This window comes from Streptomyces sp. NPDC050674 (assembly GCF_040654575.1).
Lineage (GTDB): Bacteria > Actinomycetota > Actinomycetes > Streptomycetales > Streptomycetaceae > Streptomyces.
Genome location: NZ_JBFAIG010000001.1, coordinates 176,043 through 193,109 on the forward strand (window position 1 = coordinate 176,043; position 17,067 = coordinate 193,109).

14 protein-coding genes are annotated in these 17,067 nt (G+C 72.0%); 2 read left to right on the forward strand and 12 right to left on the reverse strand.

Translation table 11 applies throughout. The annotated features are described in order from the left end of the window. Nucleotides 1-161: 161 nt before the first annotated feature. The 5 genes from AB0I06_RS00820 to AB0I06_RS00840 form a co-directional block, all read right to left on the reverse strand. Nucleotides 162-3,101: a hypothetical protein gene (locus AB0I06_RS00820; RefSeq protein ID WP_363116555.1), complete on the reverse strand. Its 2,940-nt coding sequence runs from the start codon at nt 3,099-3,101 to the stop codon at nt 162-164. A 2-nt stretch (nt 3,102-3,103) separates the two neighbouring features. Further along, complete coding sequence (locus tag AB0I06_RS00825; protein ID WP_363116556.1) at nt 3,104-4,969, reverse strand: HSP90 family protein; 1,866 nt, start codon at nt 4,967-4,969, stop codon at nt 3,104-3,106. Between the two features lie 244 nt (nt 4,970-5,213). After that, a complete protein-coding gene (locus AB0I06_RS00830) occupies nt 5,214-6,200 on the reverse strand; it encodes a hypothetical protein (RefSeq protein WP_363116557.1) in 987 nt (328 codons plus the stop codon). A 177-nt stretch (nt 6,201-6,377) separates the two neighbouring features. After that, nucleotides 6,378-8,096 (reverse strand): SpoIIE family protein phosphatase, encoded by a 1,719-nt coding sequence (locus AB0I06_RS00835; RefSeq protein ID WP_363116558.1) that lies wholly within the window; start codon nt 8,094-8,096, stop codon nt 6,378-6,380. 304 nt (nt 8,097-8,400) lie between these two features. Continuing rightward, a complete protein-coding gene (locus AB0I06_RS00840; RefSeq protein WP_363116559.1) occupies nt 8,401-9,267 on the reverse strand; it encodes an endonuclease/exonuclease/phosphatase family protein in 867 nt (288 codons plus the stop codon). A gap of 152 nt (nt 9,268-9,419) precedes the next feature. Between AB0I06_RS00840 and AB0I06_RS00845 the strand changes: the two genes are divergently transcribed. After that, a complete protein-coding gene (locus tag AB0I06_RS00845; RefSeq protein WP_363116560.1) occupies nt 9,420-10,115 on the forward strand; it encodes a GAF and ANTAR domain-containing protein in 696 nt (231 codons plus the stop codon). Between the two features lie 37 nt (nt 10,116-10,152). On the opposite strand, the gene AB0I06_RS00850 is transcribed toward AB0I06_RS00845, so the two are convergent. Next, the gene (locus tag AB0I06_RS00850; RefSeq protein ID WP_363116561.1) at nt 10,153-10,893 is read right to left on the reverse strand and encodes an SDR family oxidoreductase; all 741 of its coding nucleotides are present in this window, start codon (nt 10,891-10,893) and stop codon (nt 10,153-10,155) included. A gap of 134 nt (nt 10,894-11,027) precedes the next feature. Between AB0I06_RS00850 and AB0I06_RS00855 the strand changes: the two genes are divergently transcribed. Next, nucleotides 11,028-12,713: a ribonuclease J gene (locus AB0I06_RS00855; RefSeq protein ID WP_363116562.1), complete on the forward strand. Its 1,686-nt coding sequence runs from the start codon at nt 11,028-11,030 to the stop codon at nt 12,711-12,713. Nucleotides 12,714-12,875: 162 nt separating this feature from the next. Here AB0I06_RS00855 and AB0I06_RS00860 read toward each other — a convergent pair whose 3' ends face one another. The 6 genes from AB0I06_RS00860 to AB0I06_RS00885 form a co-directional block, all read right to left on the reverse strand. Beyond that, nucleotides 12,876-13,184 (reverse strand): SCO5918 family protein, encoded by a 309-nt coding sequence (locus tag AB0I06_RS00860; RefSeq protein ID WP_363116563.1) that lies wholly within the window; start codon nt 13,182-13,184, stop codon nt 12,876-12,878. A gap of 111 nt (nt 13,185-13,295) precedes the next feature. Continuing rightward, the gene (locus AB0I06_RS00865; protein WP_363116564.1) at nt 13,296-14,789 is read right to left on the reverse strand and encodes a DEAD/DEAH box helicase; all 1,494 of its coding nucleotides are present in this window, start codon (nt 14,787-14,789) and stop codon (nt 13,296-13,298) included. A gap of 282 nt (nt 14,790-15,071) precedes the next feature. Beyond that, nucleotides 15,072-15,275: a cold-shock protein gene (locus tag AB0I06_RS00870; RefSeq protein WP_023586116.1), complete on the reverse strand. Its 204-nt coding sequence runs from the start codon at nt 15,273-15,275 to the stop codon at nt 15,072-15,074. A gap of 436 nt (nt 15,276-15,711) precedes the next feature. Beyond that, nucleotides 15,712-15,921 carry a DUF6243 family protein gene (locus AB0I06_RS00875; RefSeq protein ID WP_363116565.1) on the reverse strand — a complete coding sequence of 70 codons (210 nt, stop codon included), beginning with the start codon at nt 15,919-15,921 and terminating at the stop codon, nt 15,712-15,714. Between the two features lie 234 nt (nt 15,922-16,155). Then, nucleotides 16,156-16,668, reverse strand: coding sequence for a GNAT family N-acetyltransferase (locus AB0I06_RS00880; RefSeq protein ID WP_363116566.1), 513 nt, complete (start codon nt 16,666-16,668; stop codon nt 16,156-16,158). A 102-nt stretch (nt 16,669-16,770) separates the two neighbouring features. After that, nucleotides 16,771-16,974, reverse strand: a complete 204-nt coding sequence (locus tag AB0I06_RS00885) for an MbtH family NRPS accessory protein (protein WP_309060599.1) — start codon at nt 16,972-16,974, stop codon at nt 16,771-16,773. Nucleotides 16,975-17,067 lie beyond the last annotated feature (93 nt).

The window sequence follows — 17,067 nt, forward strand, 5'->3', positions numbered from 1 at the left end:
TCGGCGCAGGTCACGGGCGCCGGAGCCGTGCGGTGCGCCTGGACGGATCCACCCAGCGGGTCACCGCCGCTGACCCGCACCGCAGGGCACGCGGAGCGAACGATCCGGACGAAAGGCCCGGGGCGGGGGTGATGGTCCGTCCCCGCCCCGGGCCTCGGGTGTCACTCCTCGTCGCGCAGCCGGGCGGCCAAGGTGGTCAGTGACTCCGTCTCGTCCGTGTGGCCGAGGGCGGTCAGCCGGACGATCGCCGCGTCCAGACGCGTGAGGGCGGGGGCGGGACGTTCCAGATACAGACCCTCCACCACACCCGCGAGGCGGACGCACTCGGCCCACTCGCCGACGCGGTCGTCGTCCCGGCCCGGCTCACCGAGCAGGCCGAGCGCCTTCTCCAGGGCGGCCAGCGCGTCCTCGTACTCCCCGGCGTAGGCGTTGACCCGCCCGTGTTCGTAGGCCAGGGCGGTGTCCAGGGAACGGCCGTGGGCCTGGTATCCGGCGGCGCGGGCCTCGTCGGCGATCCGGCCGGCGTCCGCGAGCAGTGCGAGGGCGGCGGGCAGGCCGTCGGAGCCCTGCTGCTGCGCCTGGAGGCGGGCGATCTCGCGCAGGGAGTTGCTGAGGAACTCGTAGCGCGGGTCCCGGGCGTGCGCGGCGAGCGCCTGGTCGGCGGCCTCCCGGGCCCGGTCGAACTCGCCGGACTCGGCGAGGAGTACGGCCGTCTCCGCGGCGATCACGGCGTGGCTGCCCGGGTCGTCGTCCCAGCCGGCCGACTCGGCCGCGAGCGCGACGAACTCCGCCGTGGCCGCCTTGAGGTCCTCCCCCGCGTGCAGCGCGCGGGCGCGGGTCAGACGCAGCTGGGCGACGAGCCGGTCGTCCAAGTCTCCGGCGACGACGTCGGGTTCGGCCAGCAGGGAGTCGAGCAGGGCGATGCAGTCCTCGACACGGCCCAGGTCGAGGCTGAGCTGCGCGGCGTTGCTGTACGTGCAGAACGCCTCGGTGCGGTTGCCGCCGCGCAGGTCCAGCTCGGCCGAGCGCGTCAGGTGCCGCAACGCCTCGTCGGGACGGCCCAGGCGCATGCAGGTCTCGGCCAGGTCCGCGTGCAGGCGCGTGGTGCCGACGGCGTCGGCCGGCCACTCGGCGGCCAGGCGCAGCCCCTCGGACAGGTCGCTGTAGGCGGCCTCGGGGTCCTGGAGGACGAGCTGGACCCGGCCGCGCAGTCCGAGCGTGCGGGGCAGGTGCCAGGCGGGGCCGTGCGCCCTGAGGTGCTCGAGCAGCGCGTCGGCCTCGGTGACCGCGGCGGGCAGGTCGCCGGCGATGGCGTGGGTGGTGACCCGCAGCAGCCGGGCGCCGGAGAGCTGTCCGGCGAGGTCGTGCCGGGATGCGAACGCGCCCAGCAGGTCCGCCTCCGCGAAGACCGGCTTGACGTGCTCCTCGCTGCCCGTGCTCTGCAGGCGGAGGGCGAGCGCGGTCGCCCGCAGTCGCAGCAGCCGGGCCTCCTGATACGGGGTGAGACCGGGTGTCTCCTCCTGCAGACGCGCCACGTGGGCATGGGCGGCGGTCAGCGCGGCGGCCCTGGCCTCGGGTCCGTCGGCGCCTTCGGCGGGGATCTCGGCCGTGGCGAGCAGGACGCCGGCACGGGCGATCGCCGCGTGCCCCGGTGCGCCGGCGTCGTCGTACAGGCCGGCGGCCTCCTCGTGGAGGGCCGCGGCGTCGGTGTACTCGTCCTTCTCGTGCGCCTTGTTCGCCTCGTCGGCGAGCAGGTCCGCGCGCAGCCGCACGAGCGGGCCCACGGCCGGGTCGTCGGGGTGGGCGTAGTCGCGGGCGGCGACGAGCGTGCGCAGCCGCGCCCAGCAGGCCGTCGCGTCCGGGTGCCCCTGCTCGTCCAGCTCCCTCGCCTTCAGGATGAGTTCGGACAGGGTCTCGGGGACTGCCGGGGCTGTGCGGGAGGCGGGCGCGGGGAGCGGGGCGGCCGGGGCCACCTCCTCGAGGCCGCGGGTGCGCAGGGTCAGCTCCAGGGCGTCCAGGAGCGGGGCGCGGTCCAGTCGGATCCGGCGGCGGTCGGCGTGGGCCGTGGTGCCGTTGCGGGCGTCGAAGCGGGCGGCGAGGTCGTCGGCGCGGCCCCGCACCTCCGCGCGCAGCCCGGTCACGGTCCAGGTGCGGCCGGCGTACCCGGCGGCGGGCAGGTCGCCGTGCCCGAGGAGCTCGACACGCTGGAGGAGGACCTCCACGCCGGTGAGGAAGTCGAACTGGTCCAGCGGGGAGTCGACCTCGTCGAACAGGCTCCGGTTCTCGGCGAGCAGTTCCAGGCCGCGTGCCTCGTTGCCGGTCAGCGCGCAGAACTCCAGGTGACGGCCGACCTCCCCGGACATCGAGGGGTTGCGGCGGCAGCCCCGGTAGCCGGCGAGGTGCAGTTCACGGGCCCGGTCGGCTTCGCCGCTGCGCAGCAGGGGCAGCAGCGCGTAGGACATGGAGCGGGCCGGCTCCTCCTGGCAGGACTCCTTGCCGGCCAGGACCGGCTCCCAGGCGCGCAGGGCGCGCTCGTCGTCGTCGGCGGTGAGGTGGTGCAGGGCCCGCTCGCAGATCTCGCAGGCCTCGCAGTCGCTGAGCCGGGTGCGGGTGCGGCCCGCCCACAACTCGTAGGCGAGGGTGGTGTCCTCGCCCACGTGGGCGGCGAGCTGGTACGCCTGGCCGTAGTAGGGGTGGAGGCCGAGGCCGGCCTTCTCGTAGCGGTCGCGCATCTCCGTCAGCCACTGGCGCAGGCTGGCCAGCGGGATCTCGGGCAGCTGGCGCAGGGCGTGGCCCACCCACTTGAACCGCCAGAAGAGCATGTGGCGCAGCCGGTCGTCGAAGACGTCGGGCTGCTCGTCGAACAGGGTGAGCAGCCGGGCGAAGACGACGGGTGACTTCCGGGGCTCGGAGCCGTAGGTGTACGCCTCCTGGAGCTCGAAGAGCGCACGGACGAGCGGCAGGGGCTCCCCGAACTGTTCGGCGGCGTCGACGAGTTCCTCGGCGGTGACGGTGCGGGTGCGGCCGTAGGGGCGCCGGTCGTTCTCCTGGAGCGCCTGGTACAGCTCGTCGGTGGTCTGGGGGTGGGACGCGGTGGGCATCGTCAGCTGTCCTTGCGGAGGGCGTGGGCGAGCAGGTCGAGGAAGGAGCGGTTGATGAGGCTCGACTCGGCGGGCCTGAGCGGGCGCCGGGACAGCATCGCGGCCTGTCCGTAGAGGGCTTCGGCGCTGGTGCGGGCCAGTTCGGGCTCGTCGATCGAGACGGCCGTGCGGACCAGCGGGTTGAGCTGGTTGAGGATCAGCTGGGCCCGCGGCGCCTCCTGGCGCAGAGCGCCGAGGATGTCGCCCCACAGGCCGCCCTCCTGCTCGCGGGCGAGCTGGGAACGGGTGCGTTCGTGCCGGGCCTCGCGGCTGTCGATGAGCAGGGCGGGCGCGGAGACGGGCTGGAAGGTGCGCAGCGCGACGTCGCAGTCGAAGACGGCGAGGGCGTCACGCGCCTGGGCGAGGTAGGCCGCGGCGGCGAGTTCCGTCTCCCGGTCGACGGGGTCGAGGTGGGCGGTGAGGGTGGCCGGGTCGAGGTCGGCGACGGTGGCCTCGGGCCTGATCTCGGGCAGCCGGTGGACCAGTTCGCGGTCGTAGGTGTAGCCGCCGTTGACGACGCCGAGTCCGGCGGCCGAGGCGATCGCGGCGACCTGCCGGAACTCCTCCACGCTCGACGTCACGAGCACGGTGCGGTGGGTGCGGGCGAACTCGTCGAGGGTGGTGTGCCCGTCGGTGGTCTCGAACGGCAGCCAGGGCAGCAGCATCCGCAGGATCTCGTCGTCGTGCACGGCAAGCGACTTGACGGCCAGGTGGTGGGCCTGGAGGAAGCGGTGCAGCAGCTCCGGGTCGCTGGCGGCGGCCCGGGCGATCCAGTCGCGCAGCCGCTCGGCGAGGGCGTCGCGGACGGCGGCCAGGGTGTCGTCCTCGTAGAGGGACTCGCGGGACGCCGTCGGGCGCAGGCTCTCCGCGTCGACGACGCAGCGGACGAAGAACGCCCACTCGGGCAGGATCTCCTCGGCCTGCTCGGACAGCAGCATGCCCTTGACGTGCACGCGGTGGCCGTGGCGGCGCCCGGCCGGCACCGTCTCGGGCAGCACACAGGCGATGCCCTTGAGGCCCACGGCCGGCAGGTCCAGTTCGATGGTGTCCAGCGGCTTGAAGCCGAAGACCTCCTCGCCGTACGCGGCCAGCGCGCGGGAGCGGGCCCCCGGTGTGGGGTACGTCCGCGCCCAGGGGGCGGGTTCGGGGTTGACGGACGTGGCCGTGCCGCCGGTGCCGTTCGTCCCGCCCGTGCCGTCGTCGAAGGTCACCGGGTGACGGAGGAGCGAGCCGAAGTGGCGTGCCAGCGCGTGCACCTGCGCCGGGCTGGTCCACTCCCCCGCGTCGGCGCGCGGGGTCAGCGTGACGGTGGTGCCCGGCCGGGGCCGGGCGGTGGCGGGCAGGGTGCGGACGCTGTAGCTGCCGTCGCCGCGGCCCCGCCACTCGACGGCGGGTGCGTCGGGGGTACGGGCGGAGCGGCTCAGGACGTGGATCTCGTCCGCCACGAGGAAGCAGGAGAGCAGGCCGATGCCGAACTGCCCGATGAAGTCACCGCGTTGCTCGGCGATCCGGTCGGCCCGCTTGCTGCTGCGGCCGATGGTGGCGAGGAAGCTGTGCACATCGGCCTCGGTGAGCCCGACGCCGTCGTCCTCGACGCGTACGACCGAGCCGTCGGCGTACAGACGGACACCGAAGGCGCCGGTGGGGGCGGCCGGTTCGAGGGTGTGCCGGGCGGTCAGCGCGTCCACCGCGTTCTGCATCAGTTCGCGCAGGTACACGCGCGGGCTGGAGTAGAGGTGGTGGGAGAGGAGATCGACGAGGCCGCGCAGGTCCACCTGGAAGGTGCGGTCGGCTCCGGGCGGGGTCGGGGCGGTGTCGGGGAGAGTCATGAGGCAGTCCGGGGGTGGGATGGGTGGTGGGGTGGGGCAATGACGGTGGGGCGGCGCGGGGCCGGGCGGGGAGGGGCGTGTGCGGCTGGGGTGTGAGCGGCGGGCCGGGGTGGTTGCGACGCGGTCCCGGCACAGGCGCTCGGCACGGGTGCTGAAACGCGTACGCCCCAGCACGGCTCGGCCGGACCGGTCGGCCGGACCCCGCACGCCCTCGGGTCGCTGCTCGCGGGTCGCTGCTCGCTGCTCAGGCTCGGCGGTGCGCTCGGGCGAACTGCTTCTCGGGCTCGGCGAAGTACGTCCAGGGCCACGGTGTGTAGGCGCCGTCCAGCGTCTGGAAGACGCGGCGCACGGTGTGGCGCTCACCGGACAGGGACAGGGCCATGGCGAACATGTTGAAGTCGTGCTGCCAGCCCGGGCGCCACACGTAGGCGGGGTGGAGGATGCTGTGGTCGGCCGCCTCGCGCAACTGCGCCTGGATCTCGGAGGTGACGAGGTAGTCCCCGCGCTCCGCCTCGACCCACTCCTCGATGTACGCCATGGCGATCACACAGCCGAGGGGATGCCCCTGCGGGGCCCGGGAGAACGCGTCCTGGGCGAACGCCAGGGCCTGCCCCGGCTTCCCGCCCCAGCGCGGCTGGAGCTGCGACAGCCATCCGAGGTGGGCGTCCAGGTTCAGCGGGTCACGGCGCAGGGCGGCGTCGCGGCGGGTCTCGTTCACCGCGCGGTCCAGCGACATGCCGCGGCCGGAGGTGAGGAGGTGGCACCAGGGGGTGACCCATTCCGGCCGCAGCTCGGCGGCCTCAAGCAGCTGCTCCTCGGCGATCTCGAGCCGCTCGTGGAAGACCCGCCACTGCTCCCGCGTGACGTTCACGGCGCGTTCGGCGGTACGCGCCTCCCAGCCCCAGGTGATGTGACGGGCCCCGGATATCAGCAGGGCGGTCGCCCGGTGCTCCTTGTCGTCCTCGACGGCCCGCCCGATCCAGTCCTGCACGCCGTCCAGCTCGGCGAGCTCCGCCAGGACCCGGCGGTCACGGCCGAGATCGAAGGGGGCCAGCGCCGCCTTGACCGCCTCCCAGTCCCCGGCGTCGGCGGCCTCGACCAGTGCGAGCACCCGTGTGTCCCCGAGCGCGCGCAGCGTGTACATCCCGTTCTTCTGTCTGCGCGGCGCCGGAAGGACGTGCGGATCCGCCGCCGGTCTCTCCGCACCCCTGCCGAACAGCTTGCCGAACATGCCGCGCCCTCCCCTGGTCCCGCGTGATCGTCCGGTGCAGCATAAGGGGGCCCACCGACACACCCTCCACCGGGTTTTCACCATGACTTCACGAGGTCGGAACGCCTGTCGGGAGGGCGCCGCCCGCGGGTCACAGCGCAGGGACGAGCGACACGGCCCCGATGTCGCAGGGGCCGGTCAGCCCTCGGGCACCCGTATCGCCAGGACGGCCACGTCGTCGTCGTTGCCGGGGGGCCGGACGCGGCGCAGGAGTTGGTCGGTGAAGGAGGTCAGAGGGCGGTGTGCGAGGGCGGCGGCGTGCTGGCGCAGCAGGTCCAGACCCTCGTCGAGGCTGCGGCGGGGCGCTTCGACGAGGCCGTCCGTGTAGAGCACCAGGGTGGAACCGGGCGGGAGCAGCGCGGTGGCGTCGGGGCGCCGGGTGCCCGTCTGGGTGCCCAGGAGGATGCCGTGTCCGTCGGTGAGGTAGCGGGCCAGGCCGTCCCTTCTGATCAGCAGCGGCGGAGGATGGCCGGCGTTGGTCCAGGACAGTTGCCAGTCGCCGTCGTCGGCCGGTTCGACCCGGGCGAAGATCGTGGTGGCCATGGTGACGTCGGTGATGTGCTGGATCGCCTCGTCGAGCCGTTCGACGATCCGGCTGGGGGGTTCGTGCTGGGACCAGGCGTAGGCGCGGAGCATATTGCGGACCTGCGCCATGCCGGCCGCCGCCTCCAGGTCGTGACCGACGACGTCTCCGATGGCCAGGGCCGTGGACGCGTCGGACAGCGGGAAGGCGTCGTACCAGTCACCGCCGACCTGTGACGCGTCGGGCGCGGGCAGGTAGCGCACGGTCATCTGCAGGCCCGCGACGCCCGGCATCTGCGGCAGCAGATGGTTCTGCATGGTCTCGGCCACCTTGCGCTGGCGCTGGTAGAGGCGGGCGTTGTCCAGGGCGAGACCGGCACGGCGTGCTATGTCCTCGATGAGGGGCAGGTCCACGGGCGTGAAGGCCGCCGGGTTCTCGTCACGGCCGAGGGTCAGCGCTCCGAGGACCGAGCGGGTGCTGCGGATGGGCGCGATGGCCGCGGAGTGCATGCCGGTGACTTCGAACAGGCGGCGCTGCTCGACCGCGATGCCGGAGTCCGGAGCTCCCTGGTAGGTCTGTGGCCCGGCCAGATTGGAGGCGACACCGCGCAGGGCCCTGGACAGCGGCATCGGCGATTCCTCCGGGATCGGCGGCATGGGGCCCTGGAGGTCCTCGTGGTGGACGAGCGTGTCCCCGTCGGCGTGGACCACGACGCTTCGCCACACCTCGTCCCGCTCGGTGATCAGGTCGATGACCGCCCAGTCCGCGAGGCGGGGCAGCACCAGGCTGACCAGGCGCCGGAGCGCTTCCTCGACGTCGAGGGTGGAGGTCAGCTGCGCGGTGGTCTCGGCCAGCAGGGCCAGCCGGTGCAGTTCCGACAGCGGCTGGGCCACCGGTTCCGGGTGCGGCTCGCCGGCCTGCGGACGGCCGGGCGTGTGGAACACCACGAGCGTGCCGCCGGGCCGGCCGTCGACGTCGTACGGCGTGATCAGCCAGGAGATCCGCAGCAGGGAGCCGTCGGAGCAGGCGAAGTAGTCCTCGTCGGCCTGGGCCGTGCGACCGGCGTGGAACGCCTGCCGCATGGCGCACTGGGTGCGGGGCAGAGGCTGTCCCTGCGGGCCGCGGTGCAGCAGGTCGTGCGCGTCGTGCCCGATCATGTCCTGCGCGGGCAGGCCCAGCAGGTGCTCGGCGCGGGCGTTCACGGCGATGATGCAGCCCTGCTCGTCCACGACGTAGGCACCGGTGCCGATGGCTTCCAGAGACCCGGTCAGCGCGATGGACGCTGTCGACACGGACGGCCCGTGAACGGCGTCCGTGTGCTGCGGCCCCGTCATCGCGGCCTCCCTGCTCCTCGGGCCGGCGTCCCGCTCGCCGGCATGCCCTGCTTGCTTGCCCTCCCCGTATGCCCCTGCGAGCGAGAATTCCACGTCGTACGGTCGGAACGCCCTGTTCCGGCCGCTCGCCCGAGTCGCTGACCTGCGGTTTCGCTGCACCGGGCGGTCCTGGGAGGTCGAGGCCGCACGCGCGTTCCCGCTCTCCGTGAGCAGGTCGACGAGCGCGGTGGCGGTCAGCTCGGCAAAGCTGGCTCGTGCCGGGCGGCGGATCCCGGCAGCGGCCCGGAGAACCCGGGGCGGCCGCTCACGTCAGGTCCAGATCGGCGTAGAGGGGGTGGTGGTCCGAGTACGGGCTCGGCAGTACCCGGTGTCCGAGCGGGGTGATGCCGCGCAGGAAGACGTAGTCGAATTTGCTCTGCCAGTCGGTGGTCGGCAGGCAGGTCCCGGTGGGCGAGGGACGGCACTGCGGGTCCGCGTCGGTGGCCAGTGCCCAGATGCGACCGAGCTCGGGGGCCTCCGGCACGGCGTTGAAGTCGCCGAGCAGGATCGCGCGGTCGTGCCGGGCGACCTCGGCGGCGAGCACGCGCGTCTGCTCGTCCCGGACCGTCTCCTGGCGTCGCTGGGCGAGATGGGTGTTGAAGACCCGCACGGACCGGCCGCCGACCGTGGTGGTGACCGCCATGTAGCCACGGTCCTCGGAGCCGCCGTCGGGATACTCCACGGTGACCGGGTCCGTCATCGGAGCGGCCGAGAGGATCGCCTGACCGTAGGCCCCCGGGTTCCACGGCGCGCCGCCGCAGCGGCCCCATTTGCGCAGTACGGTCCCGTACTCGACGCGGTAGACCAGTCCGTGGAGGTTCTCCAGGTACTCCCGGATCCTCTCGACGTCGCGCACGCACGCTTCCTGCACGCCGATGACCTGGGGCGCGTACGCGGCGATCTCCGCGGCCCGGTCCACGTCGCTGGTGTCGCAGGGGTTGCAGAGGTTCCACGTCATGACCCGGTTCGGTACGGCGTCCCGGGCGGCCACGGCGGGCCGTCCCCCGGCGTAGAGGGCGCCGCTCGGGGCACTGGGACCGACCAGCACCACGCAGATCGCCGCCAGGGCGCCCGCGAGCAACCGTGCGCCCGTGCCGCTTCCGAGCACCTTCGCCTCCCCACGGTGGAACACCCGAATTCTCCCGCACGAGGTTATGGGACGCGGCTGTGGATCCCGCGCGCGGTGCCCTCCCGGACACGGGACCCGGCCCTGGCGTCTTCGCCGGTGAGGGGTCAGGCTGTGCGTAGGGTGGGCGGATCGATGATCGACACGGGCGGTGGCACATGGAGTGGCAGAAGTTCGCCGAGGACATGGCCGTGCTCGCGCGGACCTTGCTGAAGCAGGACTCGGTGCAGCAGACGCTGGACGAGATCGCGGCGTCGGCCGTGAAGCTGGTGGAGGGCTGTGACGCGGCCGGGATCCTCGCGGTGCGCAAGGGCCGTGCCGTCACCCTGTCCTCGTACGGCGACATGGTCGAGGAGTCCGACCGGCTCCAGGGCGAACTGGGCGAGGGGCCGTGCTTCGATCTGGCCCGTCGCGCCGGCGACGACCGCGTGTTCCGGATCAAGGACATGACACGGCCCCAGCCCCACTGGCCGCGGTACGCCAAGGCCGCACGCGACCTGGGCATCGGCAGCATGACCGGGGTCCTGCTCTACACGCACGACGAGGACTTCGGCGCGCTCAACCTGTACGCGCGCCGGCCGGGCGTCTTCACCGAGGAGAACGCGACCGCCGGCTGGCTGCTGGCCTCGCACGCCGCCGTCGCCCTCGCGGACGCCCGCACCATCGACCAGCTCGAACACGCCCTGGAGACGCGGCACGCCATCGGCGAGGCCATGGGCATGCTCATGGAGCGGCACGGAATGAGCGAGGACGACGCCTTCAGCGTGCTGCGCAACATCTCGCAGCACCACAACATCAAGCTGCGCGACGTCGCCCAGCGGATCAGGGACAAGCGCACCGGCGACCCGGCGTGATGCGCCCGGCCCCTCAGCGGCGTGTGTCGGCGCCCCCTCAGGTCAGGTTCAGCCCGCCGTCGAGGACGACGACCTCGCCGGTGAGATAGGTGCCGGAGATCAGCGAGGCCACCAGGTCGGCGACGTCTTCGGGGCGGGCCGGGCGACGCATGGGGGCGCGCTCCCGCCACAGCTCGTGCGCCTGGGTCCAGTCCTTCGTCATCGGCGTGTCCACCAGCCCCGGCGCCACCGCGTTCACCCGCACCTGAGGCCCGAGCGCGGCGGCGAGCAGCCGGGTCACGTGGTTGAGCGCGGCCTTGCTCGCCGCGTACGGCACCGAGGAGCCCTTGGGGCGGACGCCGGCGTGGCTGGTGATGTTCACGATGCTGCCGCCCGCCGGGGAGCGGCGCAGCGCCGGAACGGCCGCGGTGCACAGCACCCAGGGCGCGATCAGGTTGACCTCCAGCAGGTGCCGCCAGTCCGCCGGTGTCGCCGCGGCCAGGTCGTCGTGCGGGATGGGCCGGCTGACGCCGGCGTTGTTCACCAGCACGTCGAGCCGCCCGCACCGGCCGAGAGCCGTCTCGACCAGTGCCCGGGCCTCTTCCTCCTCGGCCAGATCCGCCTGTACGTACGTCCCGCCGAGCTCCGCCGCCAGGGCCTCTCCGGCCTCGGTGCTGCGTCGCGAGTGCACGACGACGCGCATCCCGTCCGCCGCCAGCCGCCGGGCGACGGCCTCTCCGATGCCCGAGGTGGACCCGGTGACCAGGGCCACGGGCCGATCCGCTTGTTCGAACTCCATGCCGCCGGATCCTGCCACGCCGGTGCCCGCCGGGTGAGCGGATGTTCCTCGGCGGGCCTCAGGTTTCACCCGTTGCCCCAGGGAGAACACAGGCAACGGATCATGCCGCCCCCAACTCCGGGTACCGTCAGGGTATGAGTCACCCGCACCCCGAACTGAAAGCCGCCCCTCCCCTTCCCGAAGGAGGTCTGCGGGTCATCGCCCTGGGCGGCCTGGGTGAGATCGGCCGCAACATGACCGTCTTCGAGTACGCCGGCAAGCTGCTCATCGTCGACTGTGGCGTGCTGTTCCCCGAGGAGACCCAGCCCGGCGTGGACGTGATCCTGCCGGACTTCACCTCGATCCGGGACCGGCTGGACGACATCGTGGGCATCGTCCTCACCCATGGCCACGAGGACCACATCGGCGGCGTGCCGTACCTGCTGCGCGAACGGCGCGACATCCCCGTCGTCGGCTCCAAGCTGACACTGGCGTTCCTGGAGGCCAAGCTCAAGGAACACGGCATCCGGCCGCGCACGGTGCGGGTCCGGGAGAGCGACCGGCGCGGCTTCGGACCCTTCGACCTCGAGTTCGTGGCGGTCAACCACTCCATCCCGGACAGCCTCGCGGTAGCGATCCGCACCGGCGCCGGCATGGTGCTGCACACCGGCGACTTCAAGATGGACCAGTTCCCCCTCGACGACCGCATCACCGATCTGCGCGCCTTCGCCCGGCTCGGCGAGGAGGGCGTGGACCTGTTCCTCACCGACTCCACCAACGCCGAGGTGCCCGGCTTCACCACCTCCGAGCGTGAGCTGAACCCGGCGATCGAGCAGGTGATGCGCACCGCGCCGCGACGGGTCATCGTCTCCAGCTTCGCCAGCCATGTGCACCGCATCCAGCAGGTTCTGGACGCCGCCCACCAGTACGGCCGCAAGGTCGCCTTCGTCGGCCGTTCCATGGTCCGCAACATGGGCATCGCCCGCGATCTGGGCTATCTGAAGGTCCCCTCCGGCCTGGTCGTGAGCACGAAGGAGCTGGAGAAGCTCCCGGATCACAAGGTCACTCTGGTGTGCACCGGTTCCCAGGGCGAACCGATGGCCGCGCTGTCACGGATGGCCAACCGCGACCACATGATCCGCATCGGCAAGGGCGACACCGTCCTTCTCGCCAGTTCCCTCATCCCCGGCAACGAGAACGCCATCTACCGGGTGATCAACGGACTCACCCGGTGGGGTGCCCACGTCGTCCACAAGGGCAACGCCAAGGTGCACGTCTCCGGGCACGCCAGCGCGGGCGAACTCGTCTACTGCTACAACATCGTCAAGCCCCGCAACGTCATGCCCGTACACGGCGAATGGCGCCACCTGCGGGCCAACGGCGACCTCGCCATCCGTACCGGTGTCGACCCCGACCGTGTCGTCATCGCCGAGGACGGCGTCGTCGTCGACCTCGTCGACGGGCGCGCATCCATCACCGGCAAGGTCCCCGCCGGCAACGTGTACGTGGACGGAATGGAAGTCGGCGGCGCCACCGAAGCGTCCCTGAAGGACCGCCTCACCCTCGCGGAGGAAGGCGTGGTCACGGTGGTGGCCATCGTCGACGCGGACACCGGCGCGCTCGCCGAGGCCCCCGACTTCCTGGCCCGCGGCTTCGTCCACGACGACGCCACCTTCGAGCCGGTCATCCCCGTCATCGAGAAGACCCTGGCCACCGCGGCCGAGGAAGGCGTCGGGGACGCGCGCCAGCTCGAACAGCTCCTCGCCCGCGCCGTGGCGAACTGGGCCTTCCGCACGCACCGCCGCAAGCCCCTCATCATCCCCGTCATCATCGACGCATGAGCCACGGGCCGGGGAGGTGATCGGTCAGTCCCTCGCCACATCAGGTATGTGCGACCACTGGCCGACGCCGACGGGAACCGGCTGCACACAGTGTGGGCCCGACCGGTGCACCGGTCGGGCCCACACTGCCGCTCAGGTGCCGGCTCGTGTCTGTTGACCCGGTCAGACCGTGACGGGGGTGCCGAGCATCGCGGAGGCCTGCTGCATCGGGCTGAGATCGTCCTGGGGCGCTGCCTCGGGTACGACGCGGCAGGTGAAGCCGAGTTGAGCCATGGCCCGCAGGACTTCGGCGGCGCTGAAGTCACGGCGGTCCTGGCGCGTGATGACCTGGCCGACCTGCTTGACGGGGTAGTGGCGGCGGCCGATGATCACCGATTGGCCGGTGACCGGTTCGGGCTTGACGCCCTTCATCGATTCCAGCACGCCGCCCTTGGTGAGCTCGAAGGGGAAGCGGGCGATGACGCAGCGCATGTGGCCTCACAGAGAGAAGGGAAGAACGGTCCGGGCAGGGGCCAGGTGTTGGAGCGGGAGAGGGCGAGGATGCCCCGGGCGCTGCCTTGCCGCTTCCTGACCACGAGGGTTCTAGGCCACCGGGCCGAAGCCGGACTGGCGTGCGGGGGTGCGCCTGGTCGCGGAGGTGGGGCGGCGGCGACCTCGGGAGGTGGCGCTGCGCTTGGGGCGTTCGACCACCGGTGCGGTGATGACGACCGGGATGCCGGACGGGGTCTGGGCGCCGGTGATCCGGTTCAGGGCCTCGTCGCCCGAGCGGACCTGGGTGGTCTGCGGCCGGATTCCGGCGTCCGACATCAGACGGACCATGCCTCGGCGCTGGTTCGGCGTGACCAGGGTGACGACGCTGCCGGACTCGCCGGCGCGGGCGGTACGGCCGCCGCGGTGGAGGTAGTCCTTGTGGTCGGTCGGCGGATCGACGTTGACGACGAGGTCGAGGTTGTCGACGTGGATGCCGCGCGCCGCGACGTTGGTCGCCACCAGCACGGTGACGTGCCCCGTCTTGAACTGCGCCAGCGTGCGGGTGCGCTGGGGCTGCGACTTGCCGCCGTGCAGCGCGGCGGCCCGCACCCCGCTGTCGAGCAGGTCCTGGGTCAGCCGGTCGACGGCGTGCTTGGTGTCCAGGAACATGATCACGCGGCCGTCACGGGCGGCGATCTCGGTCGTGGCGGCGTGCTTGTCGGCGCCGTGGACGTGCAGGACGTGGTGCTCCATCGTCGTGACCGCACCGGCCGACGGGTCGACCGAGTGCACGACGGGGTCGGTCAGATAGCGGCGCACCAGCAGGTCGACGTTACGGTCCAGGGTGGCGGAGAACAGCATTCGCTGTCCCTCCGGGCGCACTTGGTCGAGCAGCGCGGTGACCTGGGGCATGAACCCCATGTCGGCCATCTGGTCGGCCTCGTCCAGCACCGTGATGCCCACGTGGTTCAACCGGCAGTCGCCGCGGTCGATGAGGTCCTTGAGCCGCCCCGGCGTCGCGACGACGACCTCGGCTCCGCCGCGCAGCGCGCCGGCCTGCCTGCCGATGGACATGCCGCCCACCACCGTGGCCAGCCGCAGCCGCACGGAGCGGGCGTAGGGGGTCAGCGCGTCGGTCACCTGCTGTGCCAGCTCACGCGTGGGGACGAGGATCAGCCCCAGCGGCCGGCGGGGCTCGGCACGCTGTCCGGCGGTGCGGGCGAGCAGGGCGAGGCCGAAGGCGAGGGTCTTGCCGGAACCGGTGCGGCCGCGGCCCAGGACGTCACGGCCGGCCAGGGAGTTCGGCAGCGTCGCTCCCTGGATGGGGAACGGTGCGGTCACACCCTGCCGCCGGAGTTCGGCCAGGAGCTGCTCGGGCATGTCGAGATCGGCGAAGCCCTCGACGGCGGGCAGCGCGGGGGTGATCGTCCTGGGCAGCGCGAACTCACCCTGCGCCGCGGCGGGCCGACGGCCGTAGCCGCCGGAGCGGACGGGCCCGCCGGTACGGCGCGGTGCCTGCGAGCCGTAGCCGCTGCCGGCCCTTCCGGCATCGGCGCGGCCGTCACGGGTGCGGGCGGGGCGGTCGTTCGTGTACGTGCGGTTCATGCGGAACCTTCCTCGATGTGGCGCATATCAAGGAATTCCCGCCGCGATGAACGGCACGGAGAATTACAAGTATGGACCGGTGGCAAGAGAAAGCAGATCTGGCCGACCGAAATATTTTCCGGGGGGCGCAGGTGCTGAATGGGTGACGCGATGGGGACCTTGCGATCCGGGCGCCGGCTGTCCTCCGGGCGTCCCGCGGGTGAAAACCGCCGCGGGATACGCGTGCAGCTGGGGCCCGCACCCCGGAGGATGCGGGCCCCAGCTACAGATGGTGCGTGAGCGTCAGGCCGGAACGATGTTCTCGGCCGTCGGGCCCTTCTGGCCCTGCGCGATGTCGAAGGTCACCTTCTGGCCCTCGAGCAGCTCACGGAAGCCCTGCGCGGCGATGTTCGAGTAGTGGGCGAACACGTCGGCGCCGCCACCGTCCTGCTCGATGAAGCCGAAGCCCTTTTCCGCGTTGAACCACTTCACGGTACCAGCAGCCATGTCATATCTCCTTTGGGGCAGTGCATCGGCGTCCGCACTGTGCGGACGCCGTGTCGCCGCGATGATTACCCCGCCCGGAAATGACCGGAAATACAAAAGTGCTCCCGGTCGGCAGAAGCCTGGCGGGGGCACTTGAAGTTTCGGGAACCACAACTGCAACTGAGATCGACAGTAGCACGCCGAAACGGCCCGTGCACGCTTGATAATTCCACTCTGCTTCTCGCGGCAAAAAACTCCCGCTGCACGGCCCTCCAAAACTGATCCACGGGGAACAGATATTGTGAATTTGGCCCGGGGAATCCATCAGATCCGGACGATGCGGGGCTCGGCCGAGAGCTGAGCGGGACCGGCCGCGCCCGGTACGGCAGCAGGGCCCGGACCGCGCGTCGCGGTCCGGGCCCTGCCCCGTGCGGTGCCGCCCCGCGGCGGCGGTGCGTCAGCTCTGTGCGGTGTCGTCGCTCGTCTGCCCGGCGCCCTCGGCTGCGCCTGCCTTCTCGCGCATCTTGCGCACCAGCTCAGCCTTCTGCTCGGCGGCGCCCTGGCGGTCGAGGTTGCGGTGCGGACCGTTGTTCTGCCGTTCGGCGCGGGACAGCCTCTTGCGCTTGCCGCCGCCCATGCCCACGGGGTTGTTGATGTTCTTGCTCACGGGTTCTCCCGGAATGAAGTGAAGTGATCTACGGATTCATCGGTGGGGGACGGGCGCGGCGACGCCGGAGGACATCAGCAGGGGCCCGTCACGCTCTCACTCGTAAATCGGCGTCGGGAAGAACATGACCGAGACGTTACCCGGTTCCGCCGGCCCCGCACACCAGCTTTTCCGCCGTCCCTCGTCGGCCGGTGCCGGGCGGGACCACTGGGCCGGCTGAGACACCCTCCTGGGTCATGCGGCTTCGGTGGTCGCGATCACCATCAGCTTGGTCACCTTCCCGTCGTCGCCGGTCACGTCCCGTACGTGCCGGAAGCCCAGGCGGCGGCACATGGCCAGGCTGGCGGCGTTGTCTGCTCCGACCATGCCGTATGCCTCCTTCAACCCCAGGTTGTCGGCGGCGTGGCGCAGCAGGCCGTGGACCGCTTCCGTGCCGAGACCGCGACCCCAGTAGGGGGGCGCGAGGGCGGCGATCAGCTCGTGTCCGTCGACGTTCCCGGTCTTCTTCACCTCGGCGTGCCCGACGAAGACGTCCTCCTGCCACAGCCCCCACACGTCGAACAGGCGCTGAGGGTAGACGTCCTTCAGGATGGCGCGGAACAAGGTGCGGATGTCCGCCTCGGGCACGCGTTCCTGGCCCATCCAGCGGCAGACCTCCTCGTCGCGCAGCAGGGCCACGAAGGCGTCCTCGTCCTCGGGACGATAGGGGCGGAAGGTGAGTCGTGCGGTGTGCAGGACCGGTGTCATGAGGGCTCCTCGGGATGGGCGGACAGAAGGGCGGACCGGGCCGGGGCGCGCTGCCGAAAAGGCGCGCCCCGGCCCGGTCCCGTCTGACTCCGCGCGGGCGCGTCAGGCTTCGGCGTTCTCCATGCGCTCACGCAGGCTGCGCGGGCGCATGTCGGTCCACACCTCGTCGACGTAGGCGGAGCACTCGGCCTCCGTGCCCTCCTTGCCCACGGGCTGCCAGCCGGCGGGGACCTCGATGTCGGCGGGCCACAGCGAGTACTGCTCCTCGTCGTTGCGCAGCACCTGGTAGCGGGTGTTCTCGTCCATGTCTGTCGGCTCGCTCTCTTTGTTCGTGACGGGTGACGGCGGTTCGGGTCGGTCGTGCGGTGACGGCGGTGGGGCTCGGCCCCCGGGGCGGGG